Genomic DNA, 24601 nt, shown 5'->3' on the forward strand with positions numbered 1-24601 from the left:
GAATAAGTAGATAGACTCGCTAGAGTTTCTGTTGATAGCTTTTCGTACATTTGACATCGCAAAACATTATCAACTAGTTTCCTATGGAAGTAAATACTCCTCCTCCCTATGAAAACCGAAATAAGGAGCAACAGGACAAACCCGTTACAAATGTATACGTTCAGAATGTGGTACCGAATCAGAACAAGAATTCTCTAGGTACTGCAGGCTTCACCTTGTCGCTGGTCGCTCTAGTCGTAGGCTGGTTCCCCGTCGTAGGCTGGATTGTGTGGGTTCTGGGAGCCATCTTCTCTACTATTGGCATCTTTCGTAAGCCACGAGGTCTAGCCATTGCAGGGGCCTGTATCTCTTTCTTTTGGCTTATAATCTTCGTCCTAATCTTCGGCGTCTTTATGACGGCGGTTGTGGCCAATGGCTACGCTCATCCCTAGAGAAGCGAGATGCCCGATAGCTGGTCGTGGAGCTGCCGCAAGACGAGGAGCGACTCGGGACCCATATTGAAGAGCAGGTCTAGGATACTGAGATTGGCGATGAAGCCGAGCGACCCGGCGAAGACTTGGTAGTACGGAACGGAGGCGATAGCCTTTTCGGTCGCTGTGCTGGCGGTGGTGATGGGTGGCAGAAGCTGTGAGCACAGGTCAGCTGAGGTGCCGACATATTGCTCCGTCTCTTGCCACTGGTAGGGAAGGTGGATGAGTTGGCAGATGTGCGTGATGAGCCGCTGATTGTGCTGATAGAGCGATGTGGATCGGCGCGCTTTGTCGAGGTAGAGTTTTGCTAGGTCGGGAGCGTAGTACTCGTAGTAAGGTGATGCGCCGTAGCAGGTCTCTATGGTGTACCAGTGCTTGTGTCGCCAGTTGTCATGTTCCGCGATCTGCACCGACTGGATAGGGCACTGCTGTGAGGAGCCCGCTAGGACGGGGATAGAGAGTTTCATCACCCCCTCGGCACCTACGATGGCGCAGCGATTGCGGTAGGTCTGCTTCTGATAGTACTCGTGTGCCTCTATACGCGTGGAGCTGTCCAGTAGATAGCTCATATAGGCGACTGAGGGAGCGTATGCCGTGGGGAGTACTACCATATTATGGTCGCTGTGATCTCTGAGCAGTGGATTGGTCCGAGGTGGCGCGAGTCTATCGTCTCTGCCGTGAGCGGGGGCTTGGCTAGAAGCCAGTATTCATCTGGAGCCAAGATCACTTCGTAAGTGCTTTGCTGTAAAGGCTGGGGGAGTGGCATGATAAAGGTTTGCCGGCCACGCTTGCCCAGGACCAGGAGCTTGCCCTCGGTAAAGCGCAGGGTATCGCTTGGCTCGCCCACAACTCGTAGCATGAGTTTGCTCCCAGCTAAGCTGTCGGCTGTTAGCGTGAGGAGCACATTGTCGCCTCGATGTGGCTGTGCGATGCGGCTCATCAGGTGGTAGCTAGTACCGCTAGGTGTGGGCTGGCGATAGACAAAGAAGAAGAGACGTCCGACGATGATGAGTCCTACCATGATCATCGGAAGTACCCAGCGTAGCCAGGTGGCTCGTCTCTTCGTCGCTATGTCAGAGTGGCTGGCCATGTATCGTGTGCATCATACGTCTCCAGCGTATCTTGCCGCCCCAGAGACCTAGATCCTTGTCTAGCGAGAGCCAGAGGAGAGCGGGGCGCCCTACGATATGATCCTCGGGGACGAAGCCCCAGTAGCGACTATCGGCAGAGTTGTGACGATTGTCACCCATCATATAGTAGTAGTCCATCCCAAAGGTGTAGTGCGTGGCAGGCTGTCCGTCGATGAGAATGGTGCCATCGGGACGCTGCTCGAGAGCGTGCCCCTCGTAGTTGTGTATGCACCGGCTGTAGAGTGCTAAGGCTTCGGGCGTAAGCTCGATGGTGAGCCCCTTGCGTGGTATCTGTAGTGGGCCGTAGTTGTCACGGGTCCAGCCGAGGTTGTAGCCTACGGGGTAGAGATTGGTATTGGGGTCTTGCGACACAACGATCTTAGCGACACGGCTATCACTGGCTAGTTGCTGGCGCATAGTCTCCGTGAGGGGAAGCAGGTAGAGTGCCTGCAGATCGTTGGGGTCGACACCAGCTAAGCCCATCTCCTCGAGGTCGGCTGTCGTGAGCTGTGATGCGGAGACCACATGCTGGTCATCGAGGCTAATGCCTAGATGCTTAAGCTCCTCAGCGGAGAAGCGTCCTCCACGGGTGCAGACCCAATAGTTGAGCTGCATCTGCTCGGGGCGCGCCTGTAGCTTGCCATTGATATAGATGTCGTTGTTGCGTATCTCGATAAGGTCGCCCGGTAGTCCCACACAGCGCTTCACATAGTGGTCACGACGATCCACGGGGCGGTAGACGATCTTGCCGAAGACCTCAGGCTGAGCCTCCAGGGCAGCCCGTCCGCCATACATCTCTTTGAGATAGTAGTAGTCGGGGTTGGTCACCTTGGTTGTTACGGTGTCGCCCGTGGGGAAGTTAAAGACAACCAGGTCGCCACGCTGTACCTTTCGGATGCCTTTGAGTCGCTTGTAGGATAGCTGTGGCTTGCTGAGGTAAGACTCACGGCCGAGGAAGCGGTTTTGCGTTAGTGGCACCTGCAGCGGCGTCATCGGCATACGGGGACCGTAGGTCACTTTGTCCACAAAGAGGTAGTCACCCACGAGGAGTGTCTTCTCCAGAGAAGAGGTGGGGATGGCAAAATTCTGAATGAAGAAGATGCTGAGCAGATGCACGCCGATGACCGCCCAGAGGAGGTCTGCCAGTAAGGAGACGAAGCCCCGCAGCGTCTTGTTCTTGATGTTGCGATACCAAGACCAATTGATGAACTTGGTAAAGTAGTAGTCCAGGATAAAGGGGAGGAAGACCAACCAAAAGGGTCCCGCCCAGAGTATGCAGAAGAGGAGGTAGAGGATCGGTATGACGATGGCTACAATCTTCTGAAAGAGGGTCTTCTCTTGCCAGTGAAGCTTGATTTTCATAGCGTGAAAGGGGCTGTATGGGTAGGACTATTTGTGTAGGATGAGGTCACGCATAGACCAGACGCCTACGGGGTGCTGTAGGAGATACTCAGCGGCGAGGGTGGCTCCTAGCGCAAAGCCCCGACGGCTATAAGCCTCGTGGCGTAGCGTTATCTCATCGATATCAGAGTGGTAGATGACGGAGTGGATGCCAGGCACCTCGCCCTCACGGATTGCCTCGATGCCGAGAGAACCATCGTGCGTCTCTACGCCTAGATGCCAGTCGTGTAGCGAAGGGGTCTGCTCGATCAGTCCCTCAGCCAGTGTGATCGCAGTGCCGCTCGGCGCATCAAGCTTGTGTATGTGATGCGTCTCCTGAATGCGTGGCGTGTACTCGGGATAGGGAGCCATGAGCTGTGCGAGTTGCTCGTTGAGGATCATCATCAGATTCATCCCGAGGCTAAAGTTGAACGCAGCAAAGAGTCCCCCACGGCCAGAGCTTTGCACCTCTGACTTGAGCTCCTCTAGTTGCTCCTTCCAGCCCGTACTGCCCGTGACTACGGGTAATCCCGCCTTTAGGGCGGCCTGGCAAAGCTGGTAGCCACTCTCAGGGGTGGAAAACTCAATGGCGACGTCGGCCTCTCGCAGAGAACCATCCTCCAGTAGGGCAGCGTCAGCCTTATCTATACGAGCGACCACCTGATGTCCGCGCTGGGTGGCGACCTCTTCGATCATGTGCCCCATGCGTCCGTATCCGAGTATAGCGATTTTCATAGTAGTTAGTAGCGGTTTGATAAGCCAGTGTGCGTGAGGAGCGATATGTCTCCTCACAGCACACGTAGTGTAGGTTTTTTACTTCTTAGCTTCCTTAGTCTCCTTAGACTTAGCTTGGTAAGCAGCGTTGAGGAAGTCGAGGACTTCTTGGGTAATGTCAAAGCCTTCGCCAGCGTACATAACCCCCTCCAGACCTACGGAGGTGAGGATTAGGTCATACTTCTTATCTGCGTTGAAAGCTTTGAGCTGAGCGGTTACCTCATCGTGTAGCGCCTTCTGTGCATCAGTTTGTGCTTTCATAGCCTCCTCGGCATAGCGTTGCTCCAGTTGAGCACCCTCTTGCTGCATAGCGGTGATGCGCTTCTCCTCGGCATCGACCTGAGCCTGAGAGGTGAAGAGCCCCTTCTGAGCCTTCTCCATATAGCTTGCATAGGCTTTTTGAGCCTGTTGCATCTTGTTAGCGAGAGTCTGCTGATTGCGCTTGAGCTGGGCCTCTATCTGCTTGTTTGCATCGACATAGTACTCGTAGTTCTTGTAGAGCGAGTCGAGAGATACGACGCCTATCTTGAGCGTATGATCGCCCGTAGATGCATTCTCAGTGAGTGCCTCTGAAGTAGCAGTCTGCCCATCGGACTGCTTCTTCTGGCAGCTACCGAATAGGAGAGACGCAACGAGTAAGGAGAGTAGAAGGATTGATTTCTGATTCATATAAGTTGTAGTGTTGATTGACGAGTAGGATAGGAGAGAGGATTATTGCGGGTCATCGGCTAGACGGTCGGCTAGGTTTTGCCTTGAGGCTAGCTCCGCCATCTGCTTGTTGGCGCATCCTATACCTCTCTTCTTAAGTGCTTTACTATCCTCTATATGCGAACTCTGAGGGCTCTTGTCGCCCTTGACGATCAGTCGCAAGGCGAGTAGGACTACGGCAAGTCCGATGAGGATAATGGATATGATGATGAGTTTCATAGTTTTTCTTAGTATATTTGCAGAGGGAGAGTAGCACGGTGCTACAGCTCTCAGGTAGACAAAGGTATACCTTTTGTCGGACTTACGCACGCATTTGAGGTGACAAACTGATATCGTGCGGTAGTTAACGCACTTATATTCTAACTTTTCAAAGCAATAAACGATGCAAATAACAGATCTAACTCACATGCCCATCTGGCAGCACTTCTACGAAATTACCAAGATCCCTCGTCCCTCCAAGCACGAGGAGCAGATACTGGCTTTCCTTAAGAAGTTTGCCGAGGAGCATAACCTAGACTATGCGCAGGATAAGACAGGCAACATCGTCATCCGCAAGGGTGCTACGCCTGGCATGGAGGACCGCGAGACCATCATCCTCCAGGGTCACGTAGATATGGTCTGCGAGAAGAATAGTGACGTAGAGCATGACTTCTACAAAGATCCTATCAAGACGCAGATCACCGACGGATGGATTCACGCTGAGGGTACGACCCTAGGAGCTGACAACGGTATTGGTGTCGCAGCAGGGCTAGCGGTCCTGACAGACCCCACCGTAGAGCATGGACCCGTCGAGTGCCTCTTCACAGTAGATGAGGAGACTGGTCTGACCGGTGCCATGGGTATCGAGCCAGGCTTCGTCCAGGGACGCATCCTCATCAACCTCGATAGTGAGGATGAGGGCGAGATGTTCATCGGTTGCGCTGGTGGTATGGGTACGATGGCATTCTTTGACTACACCACAGAGGCTACGCCTGCTGGGCAGATAGCTCTCGAGGTGAAGGTGAGTGGTCTCAAGGGTGGACACAGCGGTGGTGACATCCATGTCGGTCTAGGCAATGCCAATAAGCTCCTCGTGCGCTACCTATATAAGGTACTTAAGGAGGTACCCGAGATGCGCCTAGCTACGATCGATGGTGGTAACCTACACAACGCTATCGCTCGTGAGGCTAAGGCTGTCATCACGATCCCTGCCAATCGCAAGGAGAATCTAGCTATCTGGGCAAACGAGATGGACGCTGAGTTCCGCAACGAGCTCAAGAAGGTCGATCCTAATGTCAACCTCCGTGTGGAGACAACCACAACCCCTAAGGAGGTTGTCGACAAGAAGACGGCTGACACGGTCATCCGTACACTCTACGCTTGTCCTCACGGCGTGATGGGCATGAGCCACTCACTGGAGGGGCTCGTAGAGACCTCTACCAACCTAGCCAGTGTCAAGATGAAAGAGGGCAATGTGATCAGCATCGAGACGAGCCAGCGCAGCTCTACCGAGTCGCTCAAGGAGGATGTAGGCAATATGCTCCTTGCTCTCTTCGAGCTAGCAGGTGCACGCACAGAGGTACGTGACGGCTATCCCGGTTGGGCTCCTAACCCCGACTCTGAGATCCTAAAGGTCGCTGAGAGTACCTATCGCGAGCTCTTCGGCAAGGAGCCAAAGGTCAAGGCTATCCACGCAGGTCTTGAGTGCGGACTCTTCCTAGCGAAGTATCCTTACCTTGACATGGTATCCTTCGGTCCGACGATGCGTGACGTACACTCACCCGCAGAGCGCATGGAGGTCCAGACGGTGGAGATGTTCTGGCGTCACCTCGTAGCGATCCTCAAGAACGCTCCTAAGCGCAAGTAATCATAGCTAAGGCTGCTGATCCACTAGTCAGCAGAACAAAAACAACGAGAAGGCTCAGTCGCAGCGATGCGGTTGAGCCTTCTGTGCTCTAGGCATCACTCGTTGAGCATGATCGATAGCTCTTCAGCGACCACCCTGTCAAGGTTTCATTGATAGAGAGTGCAAAGGTAATAAAAGAGCCCCTTGCGACTGAACTCTTGTGCCCTCAACGTCGCTCTGTAATCACCAAGCGTCTCAACACTCCATAAAGAAGAGCTTGTCAGATTCAAAGATAGTTGCTACCTTTGTGGCAAGAAAGAGCAGGTTCACTCGGCCTGCCTTTAATTATAGGCTATATACTGCGTTTGCAGTACGAACCCGGGGAGCTTCCTCTTTTCCCTTTGGAATATAAACCGTATCTTTGCGGTAGAAGAGGTAAACACTCGAGCCGCCTTTAATTGAAGGCTATATTCTGTAATGGAACGAATTGAGGTTTACCCATCACGCTTGCTGTAAAGGCAAGAAACGACGTACATCCCAATGTGAGTCTCACCTAAACGTCGGGAACGAGGTAAGGGCGTTTGGGGTGTACGTCCTTTTTTACAGGAGGACAGAGGCTCTTTTGCTAAGCGAAGTCACGACGACACTTATTACATCTTTGATAAGTCTGTCATTTCAAATATAATTACTACCTTTGTAGTGCGAGGGTGTCGTTTAATTCTCCTCTAGTTGTGGAGGAACGCCCCTTGCTCCAGGCCCAAGTGGATTACTTGGGCTTTTTTTGCGCCTTGGCAAGTCACCTTGCGTCTTGCTTTGCTGGTAAGCGAGGTGCTTCAAATATAGCTACTACCATTGTGGCACAGGAAGGGAAGTTATTTAGGCGATGTGCGCGAGTAACGTCAAGCTGCCACTTCCCTGATTGTTTAGAAGCCGGGCTAAGCTCGGCTTCTTCTATGCCACTAGCCGGATTGTTCTGCAGGAAGGCTTGTCGTTTGAATTGTAAATAGTAACTTTGCAGACAGAGAGCAATTGGTTGGAAGTCTTCCGTACGTTATAGAGCGTTATAAAGGGAAGCACTAACTAATTGCTCTTTTTCGTTTACAGACGGGGGACGCCGTAGATTTCTATCTCATGGCGAGTTGCTCATCTGAGATATTGTCACTACCTTTGTGGCAAGAAGGAGGAGTTTCTGATATTAGTCTTTCCCAGGGCCGTGGAGCAGGGAGCGAGCGTTCAGAAGCCCCTCTTTTGTTGTCTGTAGATGCGTGGTCGTTTCGTTTATTGTTATAGACTCTGCGACTCTCATCGCAAATCTACTGAGCAGATTTACGTGTAGTTCGCTACAAGAGACGCACCCCATGTGAGACTCGCAAGGTCTAGGTCGTTGTTTTGCTCATCTCAGACATTGTCATTACCTTCGCGATGTGAGGTTCGGTAAGAGATCGGGCTTGCGCCCCGTCGTTCGTCACTCCTAAGAAAGAGCTAATTCACTCAGCCTGCCTTTAATTATAGGCTATATACTGCGTTTGCAGTAAGAACCTGAGGAGTTGGCTCTTCTTTTTATCTAGGTCTGAGGCATCATATACAATGAACTCATTGACCTCTCTACGCCTCGCTTGTTGATCATGTGTAGCTCCTGACTGAGCGATTATGAAGCAACATCCTTGGCTGGACAAATTCAACGCCGACCCGCAACAATAATTTAGATCCGACTACACTTCGACACGAGACGGCATCGGGAAAAAGTGATTTCCACGTGGATATTTCGAAATCTCCACGTGGAGAATAAAAAATTCTTCGGAGGAATCAAATGAAACTTCGGAAGAATCAAATGAAACTTCGGAAGAATCAAAACGCCCCCACGTGGAAAAAGAAAAATATCCACGTGGAGATTTGAGATTCCCCACGTGGATATTCGAGAAAGGAGGGGATCGGACAGACTTTCTCGTAAAGATATGTAAATAGAGATTAGAGGTTAGAGATTAGAGAGCAGGGGTGACACACATATATATAATGGACCTCATCTATCCCCTTGCTTGTCACTCATGTGTAGCTCCTAGGAGAGCGATTATAATCGTCAGCCCTCTAGGAGGCTTATATTTTTTAGAAACTTATTTCCTTTGCGCGGCCGTACATTTTTTTGTGCGGTGCAACAACCAAATCTATAAGACTTTTATGCAACGAAATCTATTATTCCTCTACAGCCTGCTCCTTGCACTGATTCCGCTAGGTAGTGTGGCTCAGACTGCAACGAATGATGTGCTGACCTTTACGACAAGTAAGGCGGTTGGTGAAACCATCCAAATAAACCTTCAGTACCAGGGTCAGCTCGAGATTAAGGGCCTTGAGAGTGTCCCTGCGAGCGCTCCATTTGTGTACAATACCTCAATGGTCAAGCTCACGGCACAGACTGTCACTATCAAGGGACAGCTCTCGCGCATTGCTATACACAACGACCAAAAGATAACCGGCCTCTCTGCGCCTAACCATACGACTCTGGAGGAGCTGTATTGCGTTAATAACCCTTCGCTCACAAGCCTCAACCTCTCTGGGTGTAATAAGTTGAAGTATATATCCATCCCTGGTACAGGACTTAAGAGTCAGTATCTGACTCAGTTTATAGAGTCACTCCCCAAGGTAAAGGACGGGAAGCTCAACTTCTATCGTGCAGACCAGAAGGCACCCCATGCTTACTGGACTATTCAAGACATCCGAGATGCCAATGCTAAGGGATGGCAAGTTAACACCACTGTAGGGTCAAGTGTCTTAGAACTTTACCCAGACGAGATCACTATCGGAGTCGATCCCGCAGTCAGTGAGACGCTGAGTCTCTGCATCATCGGAGAGGGTGAAAATATCCCACTCATCTCAAATATAGAAGGAAATCCCGTCATTGAGAGCGGAGATAAATTCACTCCTTATACCGTAACGCAGAAGTCGGTCATCATCGGAGGCAATGTCAAGCTTTTCAAGGTGGAGTGGCAGAAGAACATTACCAGTATCAATCTAGGTAAGAATCGTAGCCTCACACACTTAGTCTGTACTAAAGGTAACGTCAAGGAGCTGGGACTGTCGGAGTGTTCGTCCTTGAATCTCGTAGAGTGCTACGGCAATGGCATACGAGGTGAGGCAACTACACGACTGATGTCTACACTGCCAGACCGCACCTCAGCGCAGGAGCCTGGCAAAATCTACTTCGTAGACGAAGCCTCTACTGAAGCACAAAAGAACAGCTACAGCGATACAGACCTCTTCCTCGCCAAGAGCCGTGGCTGGGTCGTCTATCGTCGGCTCTCAAGTGGCACCTTCGAAGAGATCAAGCCCACTGGTACTTCTTACGATCAGATAACCTTTACCACGGACAAGAAGGTTGGAGAGGGCTTCTTTATCGTCACAAATCCCTCTAACCCTATAAGTGTACGTGGACTCAAGTTACTCTCTCAGAGTGAGAGTACGCCAGACAAGAATGCCATCGTCACGACACAGGATATAACGCTCGTGGGTAATGTGCTGAGTCTCGTGCTTGCAGATCAGCAGATCACCGCTTTTGAGTCAAAGGACAACAAAGAGCTTCGGTCGTTAGTTATCTCAGGTAATAAGCTGACCAAGCTGGATCTCTCTACTTTCGAAAAGCTCGAAAGTGTGGTCTGTTTCGATAATCCGTTTGATAAGGAGGGCTCCACTTTTACCTTGTCGCACCTGCCTAATCGTACGAAAGAGGAGACACCTGGGGCTATCACCTTTGCCTCTACGGCTGAGGGCGACCTTACGCCCACATACAGCTTGGCAGACATCGCTGCTGCCAATGCACTCAACTGGAAGGTAATGCAACGTGATAACGAAGGCAAGGAGTCTGAGATCGTCCCCAAGGTCAATGTCATCACCCTCGTCACGGACAAGACTGTAGGTAGCGAAGTGACAATAGACGCAAAGCTAGTCGATGGTCGTCCAGTCAAAGTGACGGGACTATCCGTTGCTGAGATTACTGCTGCCAATGCGGCTGGCAAGTTCACCCTAACGGCACAGACTGTCACCCTCTCAGGCGATGTCTCCTCCCTAAGCATCCCCGATGGCGAGTGGACAAAGATTGAGACTACGGCAGATTACGACAAGCTCGAGTCTCTCGCTTACCCAAGGAATAAGGTGACGTCTCCTGTCCTAAAGACCCCTCGTCTCTCTATGCTGGACTGCAGCAACAATGAAGTGAAAGCAGACCTCGTGTCGCAACTAATCGCTCAACTGCCAGACCGCTCTGCTGAAACGAACAAAGGTGAGCTACGTCTCTTCAATACCTTCAAGGGGGTAGGCGAGACCAACGAAATAACTGCCGACCACCTCAAGGCTGCTAAGGCTAAGGGCTGGCGTATCACAGACAGCAAGATGGAGATTACAGAGCAGCAACTAGCTACGGATCTCGTCCTGCGTCCCAACAGCACGGATGATACGGTATACACACTCGAGGGTATCCGCCTCTTTACCCCAGTTGACGAGCTACCTGAAGGTATCTACATCATCGGCTGTAAGAAGGTAATCATCAATCGCACGAAGTAACAGGCTCCTTTTGAGGAGCATTAAGGTATCTCTGTCTAGATAGGACAGAGACCTCACACAGAGCGGACTCAATCACTCAGAGATAGTGGTTGAGTCCGCTTCGATTCTGTCAGCCCACCTATACGGAGACTGTTGCAAAAGTCAATAGTCTCCTTTATACGACAGGGGGAGGGCATCAGGTAGCCGTGAAAAAGGCGAGAGGGGCGCTACCCTCACGGTAACACCCCTCCCTATCACATACACTAAACAAATTATTGTCTCTTCAATTCGTCGCTATCGGTTTAGACGATGTGTACTCCCAGTGGAGAATCTTATCGTCTGTCGCTAGATGTGGACGAATTGAGTTATCTCTTTTGCCCGATCTTATTCGTGGTTATGATCGTGGTCATGATCGTGGCCATGGTCATGATCGTGGTCATGGTCGTGGTGATGATCACCAGGAGCATCCTTGGAGAGGATGACGGTGCGAGCCACCATCGACTCATTGCCAGAGCGATCCACGCAGTAGACTAGAAGGTGGTACTCACCTGGTGTTGCGTCTGCTGGGATCTTGATGTCGTGGTGGTGAATCGATGCGTTGCGCTGGTTGACCGTGTACTCCTTGTTGAAGCTAAAAGGCTTCGTCTGGTCATCACCGTGACGTAGATCGCGGGTGTGCGAGTGCCCGTCGAAGTTGTTGTGGACGTCGATCTTGTACGACTTGACGAGGTCGTTGTCCGAGAGCTTCATCTCGAAGTGTACGCCATGCGCATCTCCGATGCGAAGTGAGTCATTGTCTTCGGGCTCGATGAGCTCGATGACAGGCTTTGTCGTGTCGACAGTTGGTTGATTCTTGGGCTCCTCTTTGCAACCGGTGAAGGCTGTCGCCAAAGCGAGACAACTGAGGAGCGTGATTGATGTGAAGATTGTTCTTTTCATCATAGTATTGAAGATTAGAATGATAGATTGATTGTTAGCAATAGGTTTCGTCCAGCCTCAGGAAGATTGACTCTTCTGTAGTAACTCATGTGGTCATAGTAGCGGCTGTTCAAGATGTTTTGGATAGCTAGAGAGATGCGGTAGTTGCTCTGTCTGAGCTGTCCGTCGTAGGTCACAGCTAGGTCTAGTAGCGTCGCTGTGCCAGGTGTAGGTGCCTCATTGCGCGCTATGCGATGCTGAGGAGCGATGATGCGATGCTTGAGCGAGAGCGCCCAGTGCTTAGGGTGCCAGGTCAAGTCGTGGCTCAAGCGTGCTGGTGGCGAGTAGGGTAGCGCTAAGCGGTCTGCCACATTGTAGGTGTAGACGTAGTCACCCTGCAGGTGGTAGTCCCACTGCGGATGCAGATGCCAAGTGCCCTCTAGCTCGACTCCTGTGAAGAGCGCCCGTGTGGACTGGTAGCGGTAGATCTGTCCCGAGTGGGGCAGTATAGACCACTCACCCGAGGGCTGCAGGTAGATGTAGTTGGTAAAGTAGGTCACAAAGGGAGAGACCGTACAGCTCCACAGGTCATTATGAAAGCCCACCTCGCTATCTAGTAGCCAGCCCTGCTCGCTGCCTAGCGAGGGGTCGCCCACCTCGTGGCGGAAGGTGCCGTGGTGGATGCCATTTGCCGCAAGCTCGTAGATGCCTGGTAGGCGAAAGCTCCTGCCCAGATTAACCTTCCAGAGCCAATGCCGATTGATCTGCCAAGATAATCCGACACTGCCCGAAAGGTCGTGCCACCTGCGCTCACCCTCCTGGCTGCTGTAGTAGTACTGCGCCAAGGTTGCCGAGGACTCGCCACGCTCCTGGAGGTAGTCAGCTAGGTAAGGGTCGTGGTAGGGACTCATCGCTATGTATCCTAGATCGTAGCGCAGACCACTGGTGAGGTGTAGCCCCTGGGCTATGCGTCCCTGATAGGTCAGGCTCACGCCACTCGTCGCCCGCTGGTAGTCTGGTAGGAGGAAGCCGTAGCCTCTCCGCTTGTGCCACTGGTACTGCCCATCAGTGGCTAGCGTCCACTTGCCACCCCATGGGGCGTAGTAGCTGGCCTGTAAGCGTGCTGAGATGGTTTTGAGGTCAAACTCAAACTCTAAGTCAGCGTCCTGCACGGGTCGCTGCATCGTCCCGTAGTGGGTGTGGAAGGCACTAAGCTCACGGCGCAAGTTCTGCTGCCAGCCTAGCTCACCGACCAGCTGCCACTGCGGAGAGACTCGCCACTGCAGGCTGCCCTGTGTAGAGATCTGACGCACCGTGCTGTAAGGTAGCTCGATGTTGTATCGGCTCTTGTCAGGTAGCACACGCTTGAGGTCTGGCACGCCATGCGCTCCTGGGAAGAAGCCACTGCGCTCTCCATTGACAGAAGCTTGCAGCGAAGCTTTGACCTGCTCTCCTAGCCATTCGTAGCGTAGTTGCGAGGCGTAGGTCTGTGTGGCACTGTTTTTCAACCTACGATTATATATAGGTATCCAGCGCGTGAGGTAGGTAATGCTATCTGCCGTCACATTGCGGTCCCCGTGATACTGCCCGCTCATACGTAAGCGGATGTGGTGCGCTCCGTACAGGTAGCCCATCATGAGACTGCCCCCGCCACCCATGGTACTGCTTTGCCCCATCATGGTATAGGAGCCGTAGAGGCCTTGCTTGTGAGGTGTCGCAGCCGGCTGTCTCACGATGACTCCCCCTAGGGCGTCACTGCCGTAGAGCAGCGAGCCAGCACCCTTGATCACCTGTACAGGGTCTTGGTCGAAGGCGTCCACCTCCAGCCCATGGTCGGCACCCCACTGCTGCCCCTCCTGCTTGAGTCCACCATCGACATAGGCGATGCGGTTGAAGCCTAGACCACGGATCACCGGCTTACCATAGCCAGAGCCGATCGTGATCACATTGACCCCAGGCAGCGTGCTCAGAGTCGCTGCAAAGTTACCCGTAAAGTGCTTCGTGAGGTAAGTGCTGTCGAGCCACTCGATCGTCTGACCGATACGCATAGTCTGGAGCCGCTTGCTATTAGCTCGCACCTCGACCGTCTGGAGCGTCTCGTCAAATGTGTGAGGCTCTAGCGCGACACTATCAAGTCTCGAGGCGGACGGCTCAGCTAGAGCCACCGTCGGGATGAGATATAGTAGTAGATAGCAAATGTATCGACAATACATCGCAAGAGTGTTATTAACCAGTGAAATGTAAGGAGATCGTGCGCACCACTATACCAATAGCTTAGCTCACACACAGCGGAGGAGCAGGCGTACGTATAGGATTGCGTCACATAGGTATGGTCTAGCTATGCTAGGGGAAGAGGAGAGCGACATCACGGTCACTCACACCTTGGGCTGTTTGCCAAGGTCAGCACAGCAAGCGGAGTATAAGCGTATAGCTAGTCCGCTGGAAGCCACATAGTCGATAGGAGTGTGGCTAGCAGTATCTCACTGGTGGGGCTCTTAGAGCTTTGCCCTCTCTCAGGGCTAGGTGTACAGCTTCGGGTTGCAGCTCAGGAGCGGGAGCATCCCACTCGTCCACTGCAAAGGAAGGTGCTACGGCACACTGGTCGGTGATGCCGAGATGAAACTCGCAGACGGGGCAGGTCACGCTATTGACCAGATAGACCTCCGAGCTAGCTTCGTGATGCTCCTCACCGTCTGTGTCAGACTGAGAGGCTACATAGCTTCTTACCGAGAAGGCTCCTGCGTCGTGCTGGTGCATAGCTTGTCCCATCAGAGCCAGTACGTATACTAGCCCCAATAGCAAAGCCGTCATCCGCGTCGGCATATCGATATGTGTGAGTCTTCTCATATATGCTGTATTGCCTGCAAAGATAGTAAAAAGATTTTTCCCCGCAAGTGGATCGCCCAGCTCAAATTTGAAATTGTATATGCCCCTACAGGCTCCGCCCTCCACTAGCTACCTTAGTAGCAGATCTGCGGTGAAACTTGGATTAAGGAATAGAACAAGGGCTGACTCCTCCAAAAGAGAAGTCAGCCCTCTTTAGAACGACTTTTTGAGCTGTGCGTCTACTACTGAATGTCTAGCTGTAGCTTGACTGGCAGGTCGAAGACTTCTTTGTTTGGTTTAACATCATCACGAATCTCCATATACTTATTCCAGGAAACATTCTTATTCTTAAGGATAGCTCCCTTATCGATAAACTTCATACGGATAGTAATCGTAGGCTTACCGCCACCTATCACCTCCGTTGGTAGTCGGTCAATAATGAGTGTAGGCTTGCCCGTTTCAAACACTTTAAGGTTAGCCCAGGCCTCCTTGTCGTTAGCTCGTATGAGATGCTCCGTGGTATAGTCGCCCTTATAGCCGTTCTCTATGAACTCCATAAGGGAGGGGAAGCCAAAGAGGACAATTGGAGTCAGGTCACTTCCTACGGGGTAATCTGCACCAAAGCTGGCATTGTCACTCACGATAGAAATATCTTGAAACTCCCAGTAGAGAGCACGATCAGGGATATAATACTTGGTGTACTTCTTCTTAAAATATAGATCTTTACGATGAACGACAGGGATGCGACGATAATAAGCTGTATCCCCGATCTCTTTACCAAAGAACCAGCCATTGTCTGTATTCACGCCTGTGAGGGTAAGATAGTCGACATTGCGAAGTTTACCATCCACTACCCGACACTTGAAGGTGCGTGGTCTCAATGCCTCTGCCTCTGTCAGCGTGTCTAGACGACTCCTAGATTGGTATTCGTTTACAGACAAATAGCATGGGGCTAAAGTCTCAAAAACAAAGTTGTTGCAACTGACCTCGCTCTTGGGCATATAGCAACTAGTTACCCCAACTGCTAGCAAAAGTGCAACTGATAGGGCTACAAGAGCATTCCTAATAATTCGCTTCATATAACCTTTTCGTTTAACGGGTTGAGTGTTAGGATTATTTCGATATGTAGAATGTAGAGATATCGTAATGCGCTTATTTTGTTGCGTTTGTTTTTATTTGTCGATGCCCTGCGGGCAAAGGTAGTGAAAAAAAATAGATCAAAATGGCTTGTGAAACGCGTAGATTCAACTATCCAATGAATTGGTCTCGTCAAGCTTTTGATAAAAAGCTGTCCAGGAGTTAGAAACGTGCGTCTCATTGGCTAGCACTTCATTTTTTAGTAGCTTTGTAACGTCGTAGTAACGGTAGTGTAATTGAGCCAATCTACCTTTGCACCGTGTCTTGGTAGGATCCTGAATGGGCTACTTGTTGCTATGACATCAGGTATTATAGTTAATCTGACACAACAATTGTTCTATGACAAATAAGACTTATCGTCTACTCTTCACACTACTAGCACTCTCTTGGGGTCTATTCCTGACAGCTGCTTGCCAGCCCAATGGACAGCAAAGAGGTGCCGAGCAGCCTCAGAGTGAGACCAACCAGACATTTCTAGCATCGCAGCAGGACTACGACCTGCGTGTCGCTGGCACCGCTTGGGAGGCTGGCGACCAGATAGGTATCTACGTACGTCGCACAGCGCAGAATACGACCTGGTCGGCTGAGCAACTACAGCATAGCAACCTGCACTACAAGACCACTCGTGGTGGGGGGCTAGCGACCTTCGACCCCGCTGACGAGCAGCAGAAGGTGCAGTGGGACTCTTCGATGAAGTATGACATCCTCGCTTACTACCCCTACAATGCTCAGACGCAGGGTGGCAAGATCGCTTACAGCGTCGCTGATCAAGCTTCGCTCAAACCACTTCTTATCTCGGACAATCTCTCAGCTATTGCGCCTGATGTCGCAAAGGAACTAGTCTTTCGTCAGGCACTCGCCTCGCTACGCTTTGAGATGCGCAGTGAGGATGGTGGTTCTCTAGAGGGCGTCCAGGTGCGCATCGTTGGTATGCCGACGACAGGTTCGCTAGACCTCTTGAGTCGTCAGTGGCAGGTCGATGACAGCTCTACGGCTGAGATCTCAGTGCCTGTTACCGTCTTGGGTGCTACCGCTACGGCCACCGCACTGATCCTACCTATCGAGACGACCACGAGCGAGATGAAGGTACTCTTCACGCTGCCCAACGGACGTACCTACACCTGGCCACTACGTGAGGGGCAGAGCCTTGTCATGGGACAGCAGCGCACCCACACCATCACGCTCAAGGATACTGGCACGGGCAAAGTCGCAGAGGTTGGCCAATACTTCGAGCTACCCGCCAAGAAGAATCTTCCCAATACGCTGGAGGTACAGCACAATCTCCCGAGCAATCCCTCGGCACGCAACTACTTCCTACTATATGATACGAAGATGCACCTAGCTCACTATGTGGCTTATCCGCTGTACAAGGATGTAATGGAGAAAAAGGTTGATCGCATGAATGCTTGGGGCTATGATCCGTACATCTCTAAGGCGTATCAACCAAACTTGACGGGGGCTTATGACGGCTACTCTCGAGGACATCAAATTCCCAGTGCAGATCGACTCTCCTCTCGGGCGGATAACGCTAGCACATTCTACTTCTCTAATATGGTACCACAGAAGCAAACCCATAATGGGGGTATCTGGAGTAATCTAGAGGGGCAGGTACGCAATCTTGCTAACAGTGTCGACACGCTCTATGTAGTGACGGGCGTAGGCTTTGACGATACGAACTATAAGTACACTCGGGATCGAAGTAATGTGGCTTGCCCAGTACCTGACTACTTCTATAAGGTAGTCGTATGGCGCGACAAGCAGGAGCGCTGGCACTCCAAGGCGTGGTGCATACCACACGAGGGCTTCTCAGGAAAACCTGACAAATACAAGAAGACGCTCAGTGAGATGGAGGCGAAGACTGGCTTTGACTTCTTCCCTGCGCTCAACGATGTCAACGTACTTGATAACTAATCCGCAGCCGACCTACTATTATGAATAAGCTACTAACGACAATCTCTATACTACTCACGACGCTACTCCTCGCTACCTCTTGTACCAAGGAGCAGTCTCGCTGCTCCACTTGCCCCGATGCAGACGGTGCGCAAGCTAAGGACTACATAGTCTTCAAGAGCAACATACGTCTCGGCGGCAAGGAGGTACGCGCCACGGACGAGCGCTTTGACGTGAGCGATCAGATCGGTGTCTATGCACGTGGAGCGGAGGAACGCAACAATCTGCACTACCACGCCATCCCTGGGGGAGAGATAGCCATCTTTCACCCCACGACCACGTCTGACCGCATCTACCCCAGCACTGTCAAGGAGCTAGACTTCTACGCTTACGCTCCTTACCGCACAGCCGTTCAGAAGGGGATCATACACCTAGATCTGATCAAGGAGCCGCTTGATCTCCTCTGGGCTCATCACCGTGAGGTAGCGCCTCGTGTCGAGAAGAAGGAGTACACGCTCCTCTTCGGGCACGTCCTCTCACGCATCGTCTTCACCATCCAGGGACTTCCCGCGGGTGTGACGCTGCAGTCGATGCAGCTACAAGGCATGGTCGTCGAGGGGGACTTTGACGTCCTCACGGGCGAGCTGCGCACGCCGTATAGTTCGAAGGAGACGCTCCCGCTCACCGTTGGTGCTGACAAGCACTCTGCCTCGTCCCTCATCCTCCCTAAGGATATTGTGGACGCACAGCTACAGCTCACGCTCAGCAATGGGCGCACCTACACCACGGAGATCAAGCAGCTAGACATCATCAGCAACAAGATCTACTACTACAACATCACTCTCGACGGTCAGGACAAGATCTCCATAGACCTTGTCAATGGACAAATCATAGACTGGGAGGACGATGGCACCATTTCCAATATCGTTGCCACGCCGACCGAAACGCCCACTCCCACGCCAGAACCTAAGCCAGCTGGTGAGAATATTTATAATGTAGACCTCACACAGGTAGCTCGCGCACTACCGCTCAATGATGACTTCGCCAAGGGGGGTAAGGACCACGATCCCTTTGCACTCCCAGGCTGGCTCAACAAAGCACTCGTCGGTTCGCGTGACTTCCAGAAGCGCTCTTACGGCGACGTACACTATGCTCAGGCCAGTGCCTATAAGTCTGCCGATCCAGTAAATAAGTGTGTCCTCATCACGCCTCGTCTGCAGATGACAGCTGGCTCTAGCTATATGGTAGAGCTAACTTACAGCTCAGGACACACCAACGGTGCTACCCTCACTGTCCAGCAACTAGACAAGGATGGAGCACTCGTCAAGACCCTAGAGGTCATCAATGACACCACAGCCCCAGATGGCTATGGCAATCAGCACTACACGAAGAGCTACGCTATCGCAGGCTCTGCTGAGGCTGGCTACATAGCCCTCCTCTACGAGGCTTCTCAGGAGCCTCTCCACTCCACGACTTATCAAGTCGAGGCTCTAACTGTTAAATAGCAAACAATCAATAATCACTTAAATACTACAAGACATGAAGAAACTACTTGTCGGTGCACTCGCACTACTCGCACTCACGGCCTGTAACAAGGACTGCAAGGATGCAGCACTCCAGCAGGAGGCGATGCAGTTTGGGTCAAACATCCCAGCGCTCAACCTCCGTATGGCAAACAATGCCTTCGAGGCAAACGATGCCATCGGTATCTCTATGACTGGTGACGCTACCGCTACCAACGTGGAGTACAAGACCACCGCAGGAGGTGCTACCGCAACCTTTGCACCTGCCGCTACTGGACTAACCTTTGCCGAGGGGCAGACGGTCAACTTCGTCAGCTACTATCCTTACAGCGCTAATGCTACGACCGATCTAGCTATCGACCTAACCAACGCTCAGACCGATGTCCTCTACTCCAATAACCTGACGGGCATCAAGACCGCTAAGGCTGCTAATGGAGCTAACCACGTACTGCAGTTTACGCACAAGCTAGCTCTCGTGAGCTTCACCATGACTGGTCTACCCGCTGGTACGACTATCGCCTCAGCTCAGCTAGAGGGCATCGTCACCACCAGCTCGATGAAGATCGCTGATGGTACGCTCACCAACGGCACGACAACAGCTACGCAAAAGCTACAGCTCAAGAATGGTGCCTTCGCTCCCACGATCGTCATCCCTGCTACCAATGCTAATGCTAAGCTAGTCATCAAGCTGAGCGATGGCAAGAGCTACAGCTACACCTTTGCTAACCTTGCTCTACAGTCTGGCAAGAACCATAAGTTCAACGTCACCCTCGCATCTGGAGCCATCACAGTAGATCAGGTCAATGGTCAGATCTCTAACTGGGACGTCGTAGATGGTGGCAACGTAACCGTTGTTCCCGACAACACGGGTGGCGTAACACCTCCTCCTACGCCACAGCCCACTACCGGTGAGCTCCTCTTCCCTGGTGCTGACTTCGAGGACTTCGCTGCCTTCAAGGGTACGCTAAACAGTCGCTTTGGTCTACAGGCCTATGCTACTGAAGCTGCTGGCGCTGGTCGCAATGGTAGTACAGCACTCCACATCAAGAATACGCCTTCAGGCAATGACTATATCTTTACCGCTGAGAACAAAGCAGGTAAAGACTTTTCTGGCAAGACCAAGATTTCATTTTACATCAAGGGTACGGCTGCTGGTAAGAGCCTCTCCTGCAATGTCTACACAGACGGTAGAAACTATAAGGCCTTTAATGTAGGAGATGTCAACAATGCTGATGTCAACGTGTCTGTAGCTGCAAACAATCAATATGCAGGTAGCATTACTGCCAACGATTGGGTTAAGGTTACGCTTGACATAACGGGTCTCACGCTATCCACCTCTGGTAACTTGTTTTCACTCAAGGTCGGCAAGGAAGTTGCTTGGGACCTCTACATCGATGACATCACGATCGAGTAGTCAGTCACACCAGCGAGCCTCCGTCGCCTAGCACGAGAGGCAAGCTCACTAACGAATAACGTAGGGACGTACGGCATTGCGCTGTGTGTCCCTACGTTCATTTTATCCCATACCTCCCGACAAAGGGCTAAAAGTCCGTTAGACCTCAGTGCCATGGGTATGAAACTCTAGTTTCATAGGTAGTAAACTGTTCGTTTAGCCCTAGATCCCCCAAATCGCTACTCGTCTCGCTGTGATGCAACGGACGCACGACCGTGCGTCCCTACAAAGGGTTACACGTCACGGGGAACACAGATCGCTACTCGTCTAGCCGTGCTACGACGGAGGAGAAAGAAACAGCCCCCTCACCTGCTGAGCAGTGAGGGGGCTGTTGCGATAAGTCGCTGGGGCTGTGTGGCTTTCACTAACTACTAGCCACTAACTACTAGCCACTAACCACTAGATGCGTATCCAGCTCCAGAGGTCGCGCAGAGAGGGTTTCTTGCCCGTGAAGAGGATGCCGACACGGTAGATACGTGCGGCTAGCCAGACGATCCCAAAGGCGGTGAGGTAGAGGAGCACGATGCTGAGGATGAGCTCCCACATGGCGACCCCATAGGGTAGTCGAACCATCATCACGAAGGGCGAGGAGAAGGGAATGATACTGCCCCAGAAGGCCATCGTGCCATCAGGATTGTCCATGCTACCCATAGCGATGTAGAAGCCAAGCATCATGACGAGGAGAAACGGCATCATAAACTGGCTGGCATCTTCGTCGCTCGAGACACTCGACCCGATCGCTGCAAAGAGCGAAGCGTAGAGGAGGTAACCTCCGATGAAGTAAACAAGGAGCATGATGATGAGCTGTACGAAGTTGATACTCTGTAGCACCTCTAGACTAGACTGCATCTCGGCAACGGAGTCCGTACTCATACCGCCAGCGAGCCCACCCATCTGTGCGGGGTCTAGCTGCGAGAGTGCCGAGAGGTCGTAGACGCCGCCCACGGCGACTAGTGAGCCGACGACAAAGATAATCCCTCCGAAGATCAGCCATATAGCAACCTGTGTCAGTCCAACGAGGAACGCACCAATAATCTTTGAGATCATCATATCGATAGGTCGTACGGTGCTGACGATGACCTCTATGATGCGGTTCTTCTTTTCCTCTAAGACGCTACTCATCACCTGCCCCGCATAGTTGGACATGAAGCTGAGGATGATCACAGAAAGTACCAAGCCGATCACTCCAGCTAGCGAACCGCTAGACTTAGCTTCCTCGCCCTTGGCATCCCACTGATAGGTGGGTACGGAGATGGTCGTCTCCACATCGTCGATGATTTCGGGGAGACCCTCTATATCATATTGAGCGATGCGTTGCTCCTTGAGCCGCTCGGTAAAAGCATCTTCGATGTAGCTGACGATGCCACTGGGGAGCTTCTTGTAGGAGTAGAGGCTCCAGCCGTTGGGATTGTTCATCAGCGTGTCTTTTATATAGAGGACCGCTGTGATTCCCTCTTCCTCGAGCTTTGCCTTGTCGGTATAAGCCTCAAGTGGCTCGGAGCTTGGGACGAAGGTGTAGTATTCGTCATCGACTAGTACGTCGCTATAGAGTCCCGTCTCGTCAATGACGGCAACACGCTCGTCACTGAGCGAACTCATACTGATGTAGATGACGATAAAGAAGATCGCAAACAGGATAATCGGGACGAGGAGGGTGGTGACGATGAAGGACTTCTTCTTGACACGCACCATGTATTCTCGCTCGATAAGTATGGAGAGCTTGGAGGGTGATTTCTTGTTCATAAGAGTGGGTCTAGTTAAAGGGTGGTCGTAGCGGGCTGAGCTTGAGCCGTGGTGGTGCGGATAAATATCTCCTGCATGGAGGGTATCTCCTGTGCAACCTCTAGGAGGTGCAGGTCGGTGGGGACTAATCCCGCGAGGGCGCGTACGTCACGCTGCTGCGGGTCTTTGAGGCGGACGCGCATATCGTGTCCCTCACGCTTGATCTCGAGTAGCTCGATCTGCTGCTCGGTCAGGGGCTCGACCCAGTTGGGACGATACCCCTCGCCTGCTATGAGTAGCGAAGCGATACCCTCGAAGTGGCTTCGCTTGACCTCGGTTACGTTGCCACGGAGCACTACCTTGCTCTGGTTGATGAGTGCGATGTCGTCGCAGATCTCCTCGACAGACTGCATGTTGTGCGTGGAGAAGATGACGGCACAGCCGTTGTCTCGTAGCTCTAGGATCTCACGCTTGAGGATCTCCGCATTGACTGGGTCGAAACCGCTAAAGGGCTCGTCGAAGATGAGTAGCTTGGGACGATGAATGACGGTGCAGATGAACTGGACCTTCTGCTGCATACCCTTAGATAGCTCCTCGACCTTACGGTGCCACCAAGGCATGATGTCAAACTTCTCAAACCAGTGCTTCAGCTCCTGCTGCGCCTCCTGTCGGGAGAGTCCGTGCAGACGAGCCAGGTAGATGGCTTGGTCACCGACCTTCATCTTCTTATAGAGTCCACGCTCCTCGGGCAGGTAGCCGATATGGCGTATATCTTCGTAGGTCATCTCCTGGCCGTTGAGCAGTACGGTACCGCTGTCGGCGAGGAGGATTTTGTTGATGATCTTGATGAGGGTACTCTTGCCAGCTCCATTGGGACCGAGGAGGCCGAATACGCTATTGGGCTGGACTTGTATGGAGACATCGTCGAGGGCGAGGTGGTTCTTGTATCGCTTGACGATATGCTCAGCTTCTAGTAAGTAGGACATAAGAGGTTAGAGATTAGACTTTAGAGATTAGAGGTTTGGAGTATGTCGATGGCTCGCTGGTAGGAGGGTATCTCGGCGAGCGGTTTTGCCGTGGCTGTGGCGTAGTCTATCTGCAGGACGAGGTGGGTGAGCCCGTTGGTCATCATCAGGAGGGGGGCGTGGTAGTGCGCATTGTAGCGCGAGATCTGATTGACCGTCTCCTGTGAGAGGGGCACCTCGGGCGCCTTGCACTCGATGAGAGCGAGGACTCGTCCGCCAGGACCGTAGATCATTGCATCAAAGCGGTCTTGACGTATGGAGCTGGCGACGAGGCTCTCCACCTGTATGGAGAGGCGCGGGTAGCCTAGATGATCCGTGAGATAGTGCAGGAAGTGCTGGCGCACCCACTCCTCAGGGGTTAGCGCGACCATACTCTGACGATAGACGTCATATATGACCGAACGCCCTGACTGCTCCTCAATGAGAGCAGGGTAGGAGGGTAAGTGGAGGGGTTTCATTAACTTTGCTTCGCACTACTGCTATTAGACGGTGCAAAGTTACCATTTCCACCAATGAAAACAAAGAAAGAGATTGCTACCAATTGGTTAACGAGGTACACCACACGAAGCCTCTCGGAGTTTGCGCCACACATACTCCTGACCAACTTCACGAGCTACCTGCAAGCTTTTGCCAAGAAGATCGGCGAGCCGATCCTAGGCGAGAGCGCCTCGATGCCAAACTGTGGCAATGCGGAGATGACGATGATACACATTGGCATGGGGAGTCCGAATGCGGCGACGATCATGGATCTGCTCTCGGCCATTGAGCCCCGGGCAGTGGTTTTCCTCGGTAAGTGTGGCGGGCTCAAGTCGCAACTGACGCTGGGGGACTACGTCCTCCCGATTGCAGCGATACGTGGCGAGGGTACGAGCGATGACTATATGCCTCGTGAGGTGCCGTCGCTCCCTTCCTTTAATGTGCTCAAAGCTTGTAGCAATGCGCTCCTCGAGGCGGGCATATCCTATGCGCCAGGGACGGTCTACACGACGAATAGACGGCTCTGGGAGCATGACGAGCGCTTCAAGGAGTACCTGCGCACGACCCATGCGGACGCCATCGATATGGAGACGGCTACGCTCTTTACCGTGGGCTATGCGAATCGCATCCCGACGGGTGCTCTCCTGATGGTGAGCGATATGCCGATGACACCCGAGGGCGTCAAGAGCGACGAGAGCGATAGCTACGTGACGGCACACTTCGCCGAGCAGCATCTCCAGCTCGGCATCCGCACTGTCGAGAGCCTCCGCCAATCTCCCGAGGAGATGAAGAGCATCGTCTTTGACTGGTAGT

At 52.3% G+C, this 24601-nt stretch carries 20 protein-coding genes; 7 read left to right on the top strand and 13 right to left on the bottom strand.

Annotated features, from left to right (window positions below):
* Nucleotides 1–167 precede the first annotated feature (167 nt).
* Nucleotides 168–431 carry a hypothetical protein gene (locus tag Q2J34_RS05620; protein WP_300969504.1) on the top strand — a complete coding sequence of 88 codons (264 nt, stop codon included), beginning with the start codon at nt 168–170 and terminating at the stop codon, nt 429–431.
* On the opposite strand, the gene Q2J34_RS05625 is transcribed toward Q2J34_RS05620, so the two are convergent.
* From Q2J34_RS05625 to Q2J34_RS05650, 6 genes are all read right to left on the bottom strand, one after another.
* The gene (locus Q2J34_RS05625; RefSeq protein ID WP_300969505.1) at nt 428–1081 is read right to left on the bottom strand and encodes a WbqC family protein; all 654 of its coding nucleotides are present in this window, start codon (nt 1079–1081) and stop codon (nt 428–430) included. The two genes, Q2J34_RS05620 and Q2J34_RS05625, sit on opposite strands and share 4 nt — an antisense overlap.
* Nucleotides 1075–1560, bottom strand: coding sequence for a S26 family signal peptidase (locus Q2J34_RS05630; RefSeq protein ID WP_300969506.1), 486 nt, complete (start codon nt 1558–1560; stop codon nt 1075–1077). The genes Q2J34_RS05625 and Q2J34_RS05630 overlap by 7 nt, the downstream gene beginning before the upstream one ends.
* Nucleotides 1544–2962 carry a signal peptidase I gene (gene lepB / locus Q2J34_RS05635; RefSeq protein ID WP_422763943.1) on the bottom strand — a complete coding sequence of 473 codons (1419 nt, stop codon included), beginning with the start codon at nt 2960–2962 and terminating at the stop codon, nt 1544–1546. Before lepB ends, Q2J34_RS05630 begins: the two co-directional genes overlap by 17 nt.
* Nucleotides 2963–2989: 27 nt before the next feature.
* Nucleotides 2990–3715 (bottom strand): 4-hydroxy-tetrahydrodipicolinate reductase, encoded by a 726-nt coding sequence (gene dapB / locus Q2J34_RS05640; RefSeq protein WP_300969507.1) that lies wholly within the window; start codon nt 3713–3715, stop codon nt 2990–2992.
* A 78-nt stretch (nt 3716–3793) separates the two neighbouring features.
* A complete protein-coding gene (locus Q2J34_RS05645) occupies nt 3794–4423 on the bottom strand; it encodes an OmpH/Skp family outer membrane protein (protein WP_300969508.1) in 630 nt (209 codons plus the stop codon).
* A gap of 42 nt (nt 4424–4465) precedes the next feature.
* Nucleotides 4466–4681 (bottom strand): hypothetical protein, encoded by a 216-nt coding sequence (locus tag Q2J34_RS05650; RefSeq protein WP_296928842.1) that lies wholly within the window; start codon nt 4679–4681, stop codon nt 4466–4468.
* Between the two features lie 163 nt (nt 4682–4844).
* On the opposite strand from Q2J34_RS05650, the gene Q2J34_RS05655 reads away from it, so the two are divergent.
* Both Q2J34_RS05655 and Q2J34_RS05660 read left to right on the top strand, forming a co-directional pair.
* Nucleotides 4845–6308, top strand: a complete 1464-nt coding sequence (locus tag Q2J34_RS05655; RefSeq protein WP_300969509.1) for an aminoacyl-histidine dipeptidase — start codon at nt 4845–4847, stop codon at nt 6306–6308.
* A 2154-nt stretch (nt 6309–8462) separates the two neighbouring features.
* Nucleotides 8463–10838: a hypothetical protein gene (locus Q2J34_RS05660; RefSeq protein WP_300969510.1), complete on the top strand. Its 2376-nt coding sequence runs from the start codon at nt 8463–8465 to the stop codon at nt 10836–10838.
* A 363-nt stretch (nt 10839–11201) separates the two neighbouring features.
* Here the strand turns inward: Q2J34_RS05660 and Q2J34_RS05665 are convergent, their stop codons facing one another.
* The 4 genes from Q2J34_RS05665 to Q2J34_RS05680 all read right to left on the bottom strand — a co-directional run bounded on the left by Q2J34_RS05665 (nt 11202) and on the right by Q2J34_RS05680 (nt 15502).
* Nucleotides 11202–11759: a DUF4625 domain-containing protein gene (locus Q2J34_RS05665; protein WP_422763946.1), complete on the bottom strand. Its 558-nt coding sequence runs from the start codon at nt 11757–11759 to the stop codon at nt 11202–11204.
* Between the two features lie 11 nt (nt 11760–11770).
* On the bottom strand, nt 11771–13948 hold the full coding sequence (locus tag Q2J34_RS05670) for a TonB-dependent receptor (RefSeq protein ID WP_300969511.1): 2178 nt from the start codon (nt 13946–13948) through the stop codon (nt 11771–11773).
* 256 nt (nt 13949–14204) lie between these two features.
* Entirely contained in the window at nt 14205–14582 is a 378-nt protein-coding gene (locus tag Q2J34_RS05675; protein WP_298888150.1) for a hypothetical protein, read from the bottom strand.
* Between the two features lie 221 nt (nt 14583–14803).
* Complete coding sequence (locus tag Q2J34_RS05680; protein ID WP_300969512.1) at nt 14804–15502, bottom strand: hypothetical protein; 699 nt, start codon at nt 15500–15502, stop codon at nt 14804–14806.
* 535 nt (nt 15503–16037) lie between these two features.
* Here Q2J34_RS05680 and Q2J34_RS05685 point away from each other — a divergent pair.
* The 3 genes from Q2J34_RS05685 to Q2J34_RS05695 are packed head-to-tail and all read left to right on the top strand — an operon-like array spanning nt 16038 to nt 20525.
* Nucleotides 16038–17609, top strand: coding sequence for a DNA/RNA non-specific endonuclease (locus Q2J34_RS05685; protein WP_300969513.1), 1572 nt, complete (start codon nt 16038–16040; stop codon nt 17607–17609).
* Nucleotides 17610–17629: 20 nt separating this feature from the next.
* Entirely contained in the window at nt 17630–19093 is a 1464-nt protein-coding gene (locus Q2J34_RS05690; protein WP_300969514.1) for a fimbrillin family protein, read from the top strand.
* Nucleotides 19094–19127: 34 nt separating this feature from the next.
* Nucleotides 19128–20525 carry a fimbrillin family protein gene (locus Q2J34_RS05695; protein ID WP_300969515.1) on the top strand — a complete coding sequence of 466 codons (1398 nt, stop codon included), beginning with the start codon at nt 19128–19130 and terminating at the stop codon, nt 20523–20525.
* Between the two features lie 438 nt (nt 20526–20963).
* Here the strand turns inward: Q2J34_RS05695 and Q2J34_RS05700 are convergent, their stop codons facing one another.
* The 3 genes from Q2J34_RS05700 to Q2J34_RS05710 are packed head-to-tail and all read right to left on the bottom strand — an operon-like array spanning nt 20964 to nt 23769.
* Nucleotides 20964–22307, bottom strand: a complete 1344-nt coding sequence (locus Q2J34_RS05700; protein ID WP_300969516.1) for an ABC transporter permease — start codon at nt 22305–22307, stop codon at nt 20964–20966.
* Between the two features lie 14 nt (nt 22308–22321).
* Complete coding sequence (locus tag Q2J34_RS05705; protein WP_300969517.1) at nt 22322–23272, bottom strand: ABC transporter ATP-binding protein; 951 nt, start codon at nt 23270–23272, stop codon at nt 22322–22324.
* 20 nt (nt 23273–23292) lie between these two features.
* Nucleotides 23293–23769 (bottom strand): type I restriction enzyme HsdR N-terminal domain-containing protein, encoded by a 477-nt coding sequence (locus tag Q2J34_RS05710; protein ID WP_300969518.1) that lies wholly within the window; start codon nt 23767–23769, stop codon nt 23293–23295.
* Nucleotides 23770–23823: 54 nt separating this feature from the next.
* On the opposite strand from Q2J34_RS05710, the gene Q2J34_RS05715 reads away from it, so the two are divergent.
* Complete coding sequence (locus Q2J34_RS05715) at nt 23824–24600, top strand: AMP nucleosidase (RefSeq protein ID WP_027451210.1); 777 nt, start codon at nt 23824–23826, stop codon at nt 24598–24600.
* Nucleotide 24601 lies beyond the last annotated feature (1 nt).

The organism is Porphyromonas vaginalis (assembly GCF_958301595.1).
Taxonomy (GTDB): Bacteria; Bacteroidota; Bacteroidia; order Bacteroidales; family Porphyromonadaceae; genus Porphyromonas; species Porphyromonas vaginalis.

Coding starts and splice junctions, on each gene's coding strand:
- Q2J34_RS05700 (WP_300969516.1), bottom strand. CDS start 22,307: ATGAACAAGAAATCACCCTCCAAGCTCTCCATACTTATCGAGCGAGAA.
- Q2J34_RS05715 (WP_027451210.1), top strand. CDS start 23,824: ATGAAAACAAAGAAAGAGATTGCTACCAATTGGTTAACGAGGTACACC.
- Q2J34_RS05705 (WP_300969517.1), bottom strand. CDS start 23,272: ATGTCCTACTTACTAGAAGCTGAGCATATCGTCAAGCGATACAAGAAC.
- Q2J34_RS05655 (WP_300969509.1), top strand. CDS start 4,845: ATGCAAATAACAGATCTAACTCACATGCCCATCTGGCAGCACTTCTAC.
- Q2J34_RS05665 (WP_422763946.1), bottom strand. CDS start 11,759: ATGATGAAAAGAACAATCTTCACATCAATCACGCTCCTCAGTTGTCTC.
- Q2J34_RS05630 (WP_300969506.1), bottom strand. CDS start 1,560: ATGGCCAGCCACTCTGACATAGCGACGAAGAGACGAGCCACCTGGCTA.
- Q2J34_RS05625 (WP_300969505.1), bottom strand. CDS start 1,081: ATGGTAGTACTCCCCACGGCATACGCTCCCTCAGTCGCCTATATGAGC.
- Q2J34_RS05645 (WP_300969508.1), bottom strand. CDS start 4,423: ATGAATCAGAAATCAATCCTTCTACTCTCCTTACTCGTTGCGTCTCTC.
- Q2J34_RS05685 (WP_300969513.1), top strand. CDS start 16,038: ATGACAAATAAGACTTATCGTCTACTCTTCACACTACTAGCACTCTCT.
- dapB (WP_300969507.1), bottom strand. CDS start 3,715: ATGAAAATCGCTATACTCGGATACGGACGCATGGGGCACATGATCGAA.
- lepB (WP_422763943.1), bottom strand. CDS start 2,962: ATGAAAATCAAGCTTCACTGGCAAGAGAAGACCCTCTTTCAGAAGATT.
- Q2J34_RS05710 (WP_300969518.1), bottom strand. CDS start 23,769: ATGAAACCCCTCCACTTACCCTCCTACCCTGCTCTCATTGAGGAGCAG.
- Q2J34_RS05695 (WP_300969515.1), top strand. CDS start 19,128: ATGAAGAAACTACTTGTCGGTGCACTCGCACTACTCGCACTCACGGCC.
- Q2J34_RS05660 (WP_300969510.1), top strand. CDS start 8,463: ATGCAACGAAATCTATTATTCCTCTACAGCCTGCTCCTTGCACTGATT.
- Q2J34_RS05650 (WP_296928842.1), bottom strand. CDS start 4,681: ATGAAACTCATCATCATATCCATTATCCTCATCGGACTTGCCGTAGTC.
- Q2J34_RS05675 (WP_298888150.1), bottom strand. CDS start 14,582: ATGAGAAGACTCACACATATCGATATGCCGACGCGGATGACGGCTTTG.
- Q2J34_RS05690 (WP_300969514.1), top strand. CDS start 17,630: ATGAATAAGCTACTAACGACAATCTCTATACTACTCACGACGCTACTC.
- Q2J34_RS05670 (WP_300969511.1), bottom strand. CDS start 13,948: ATGTATTGTCGATACATTTGCTATCTACTACTATATCTCATCCCGACG.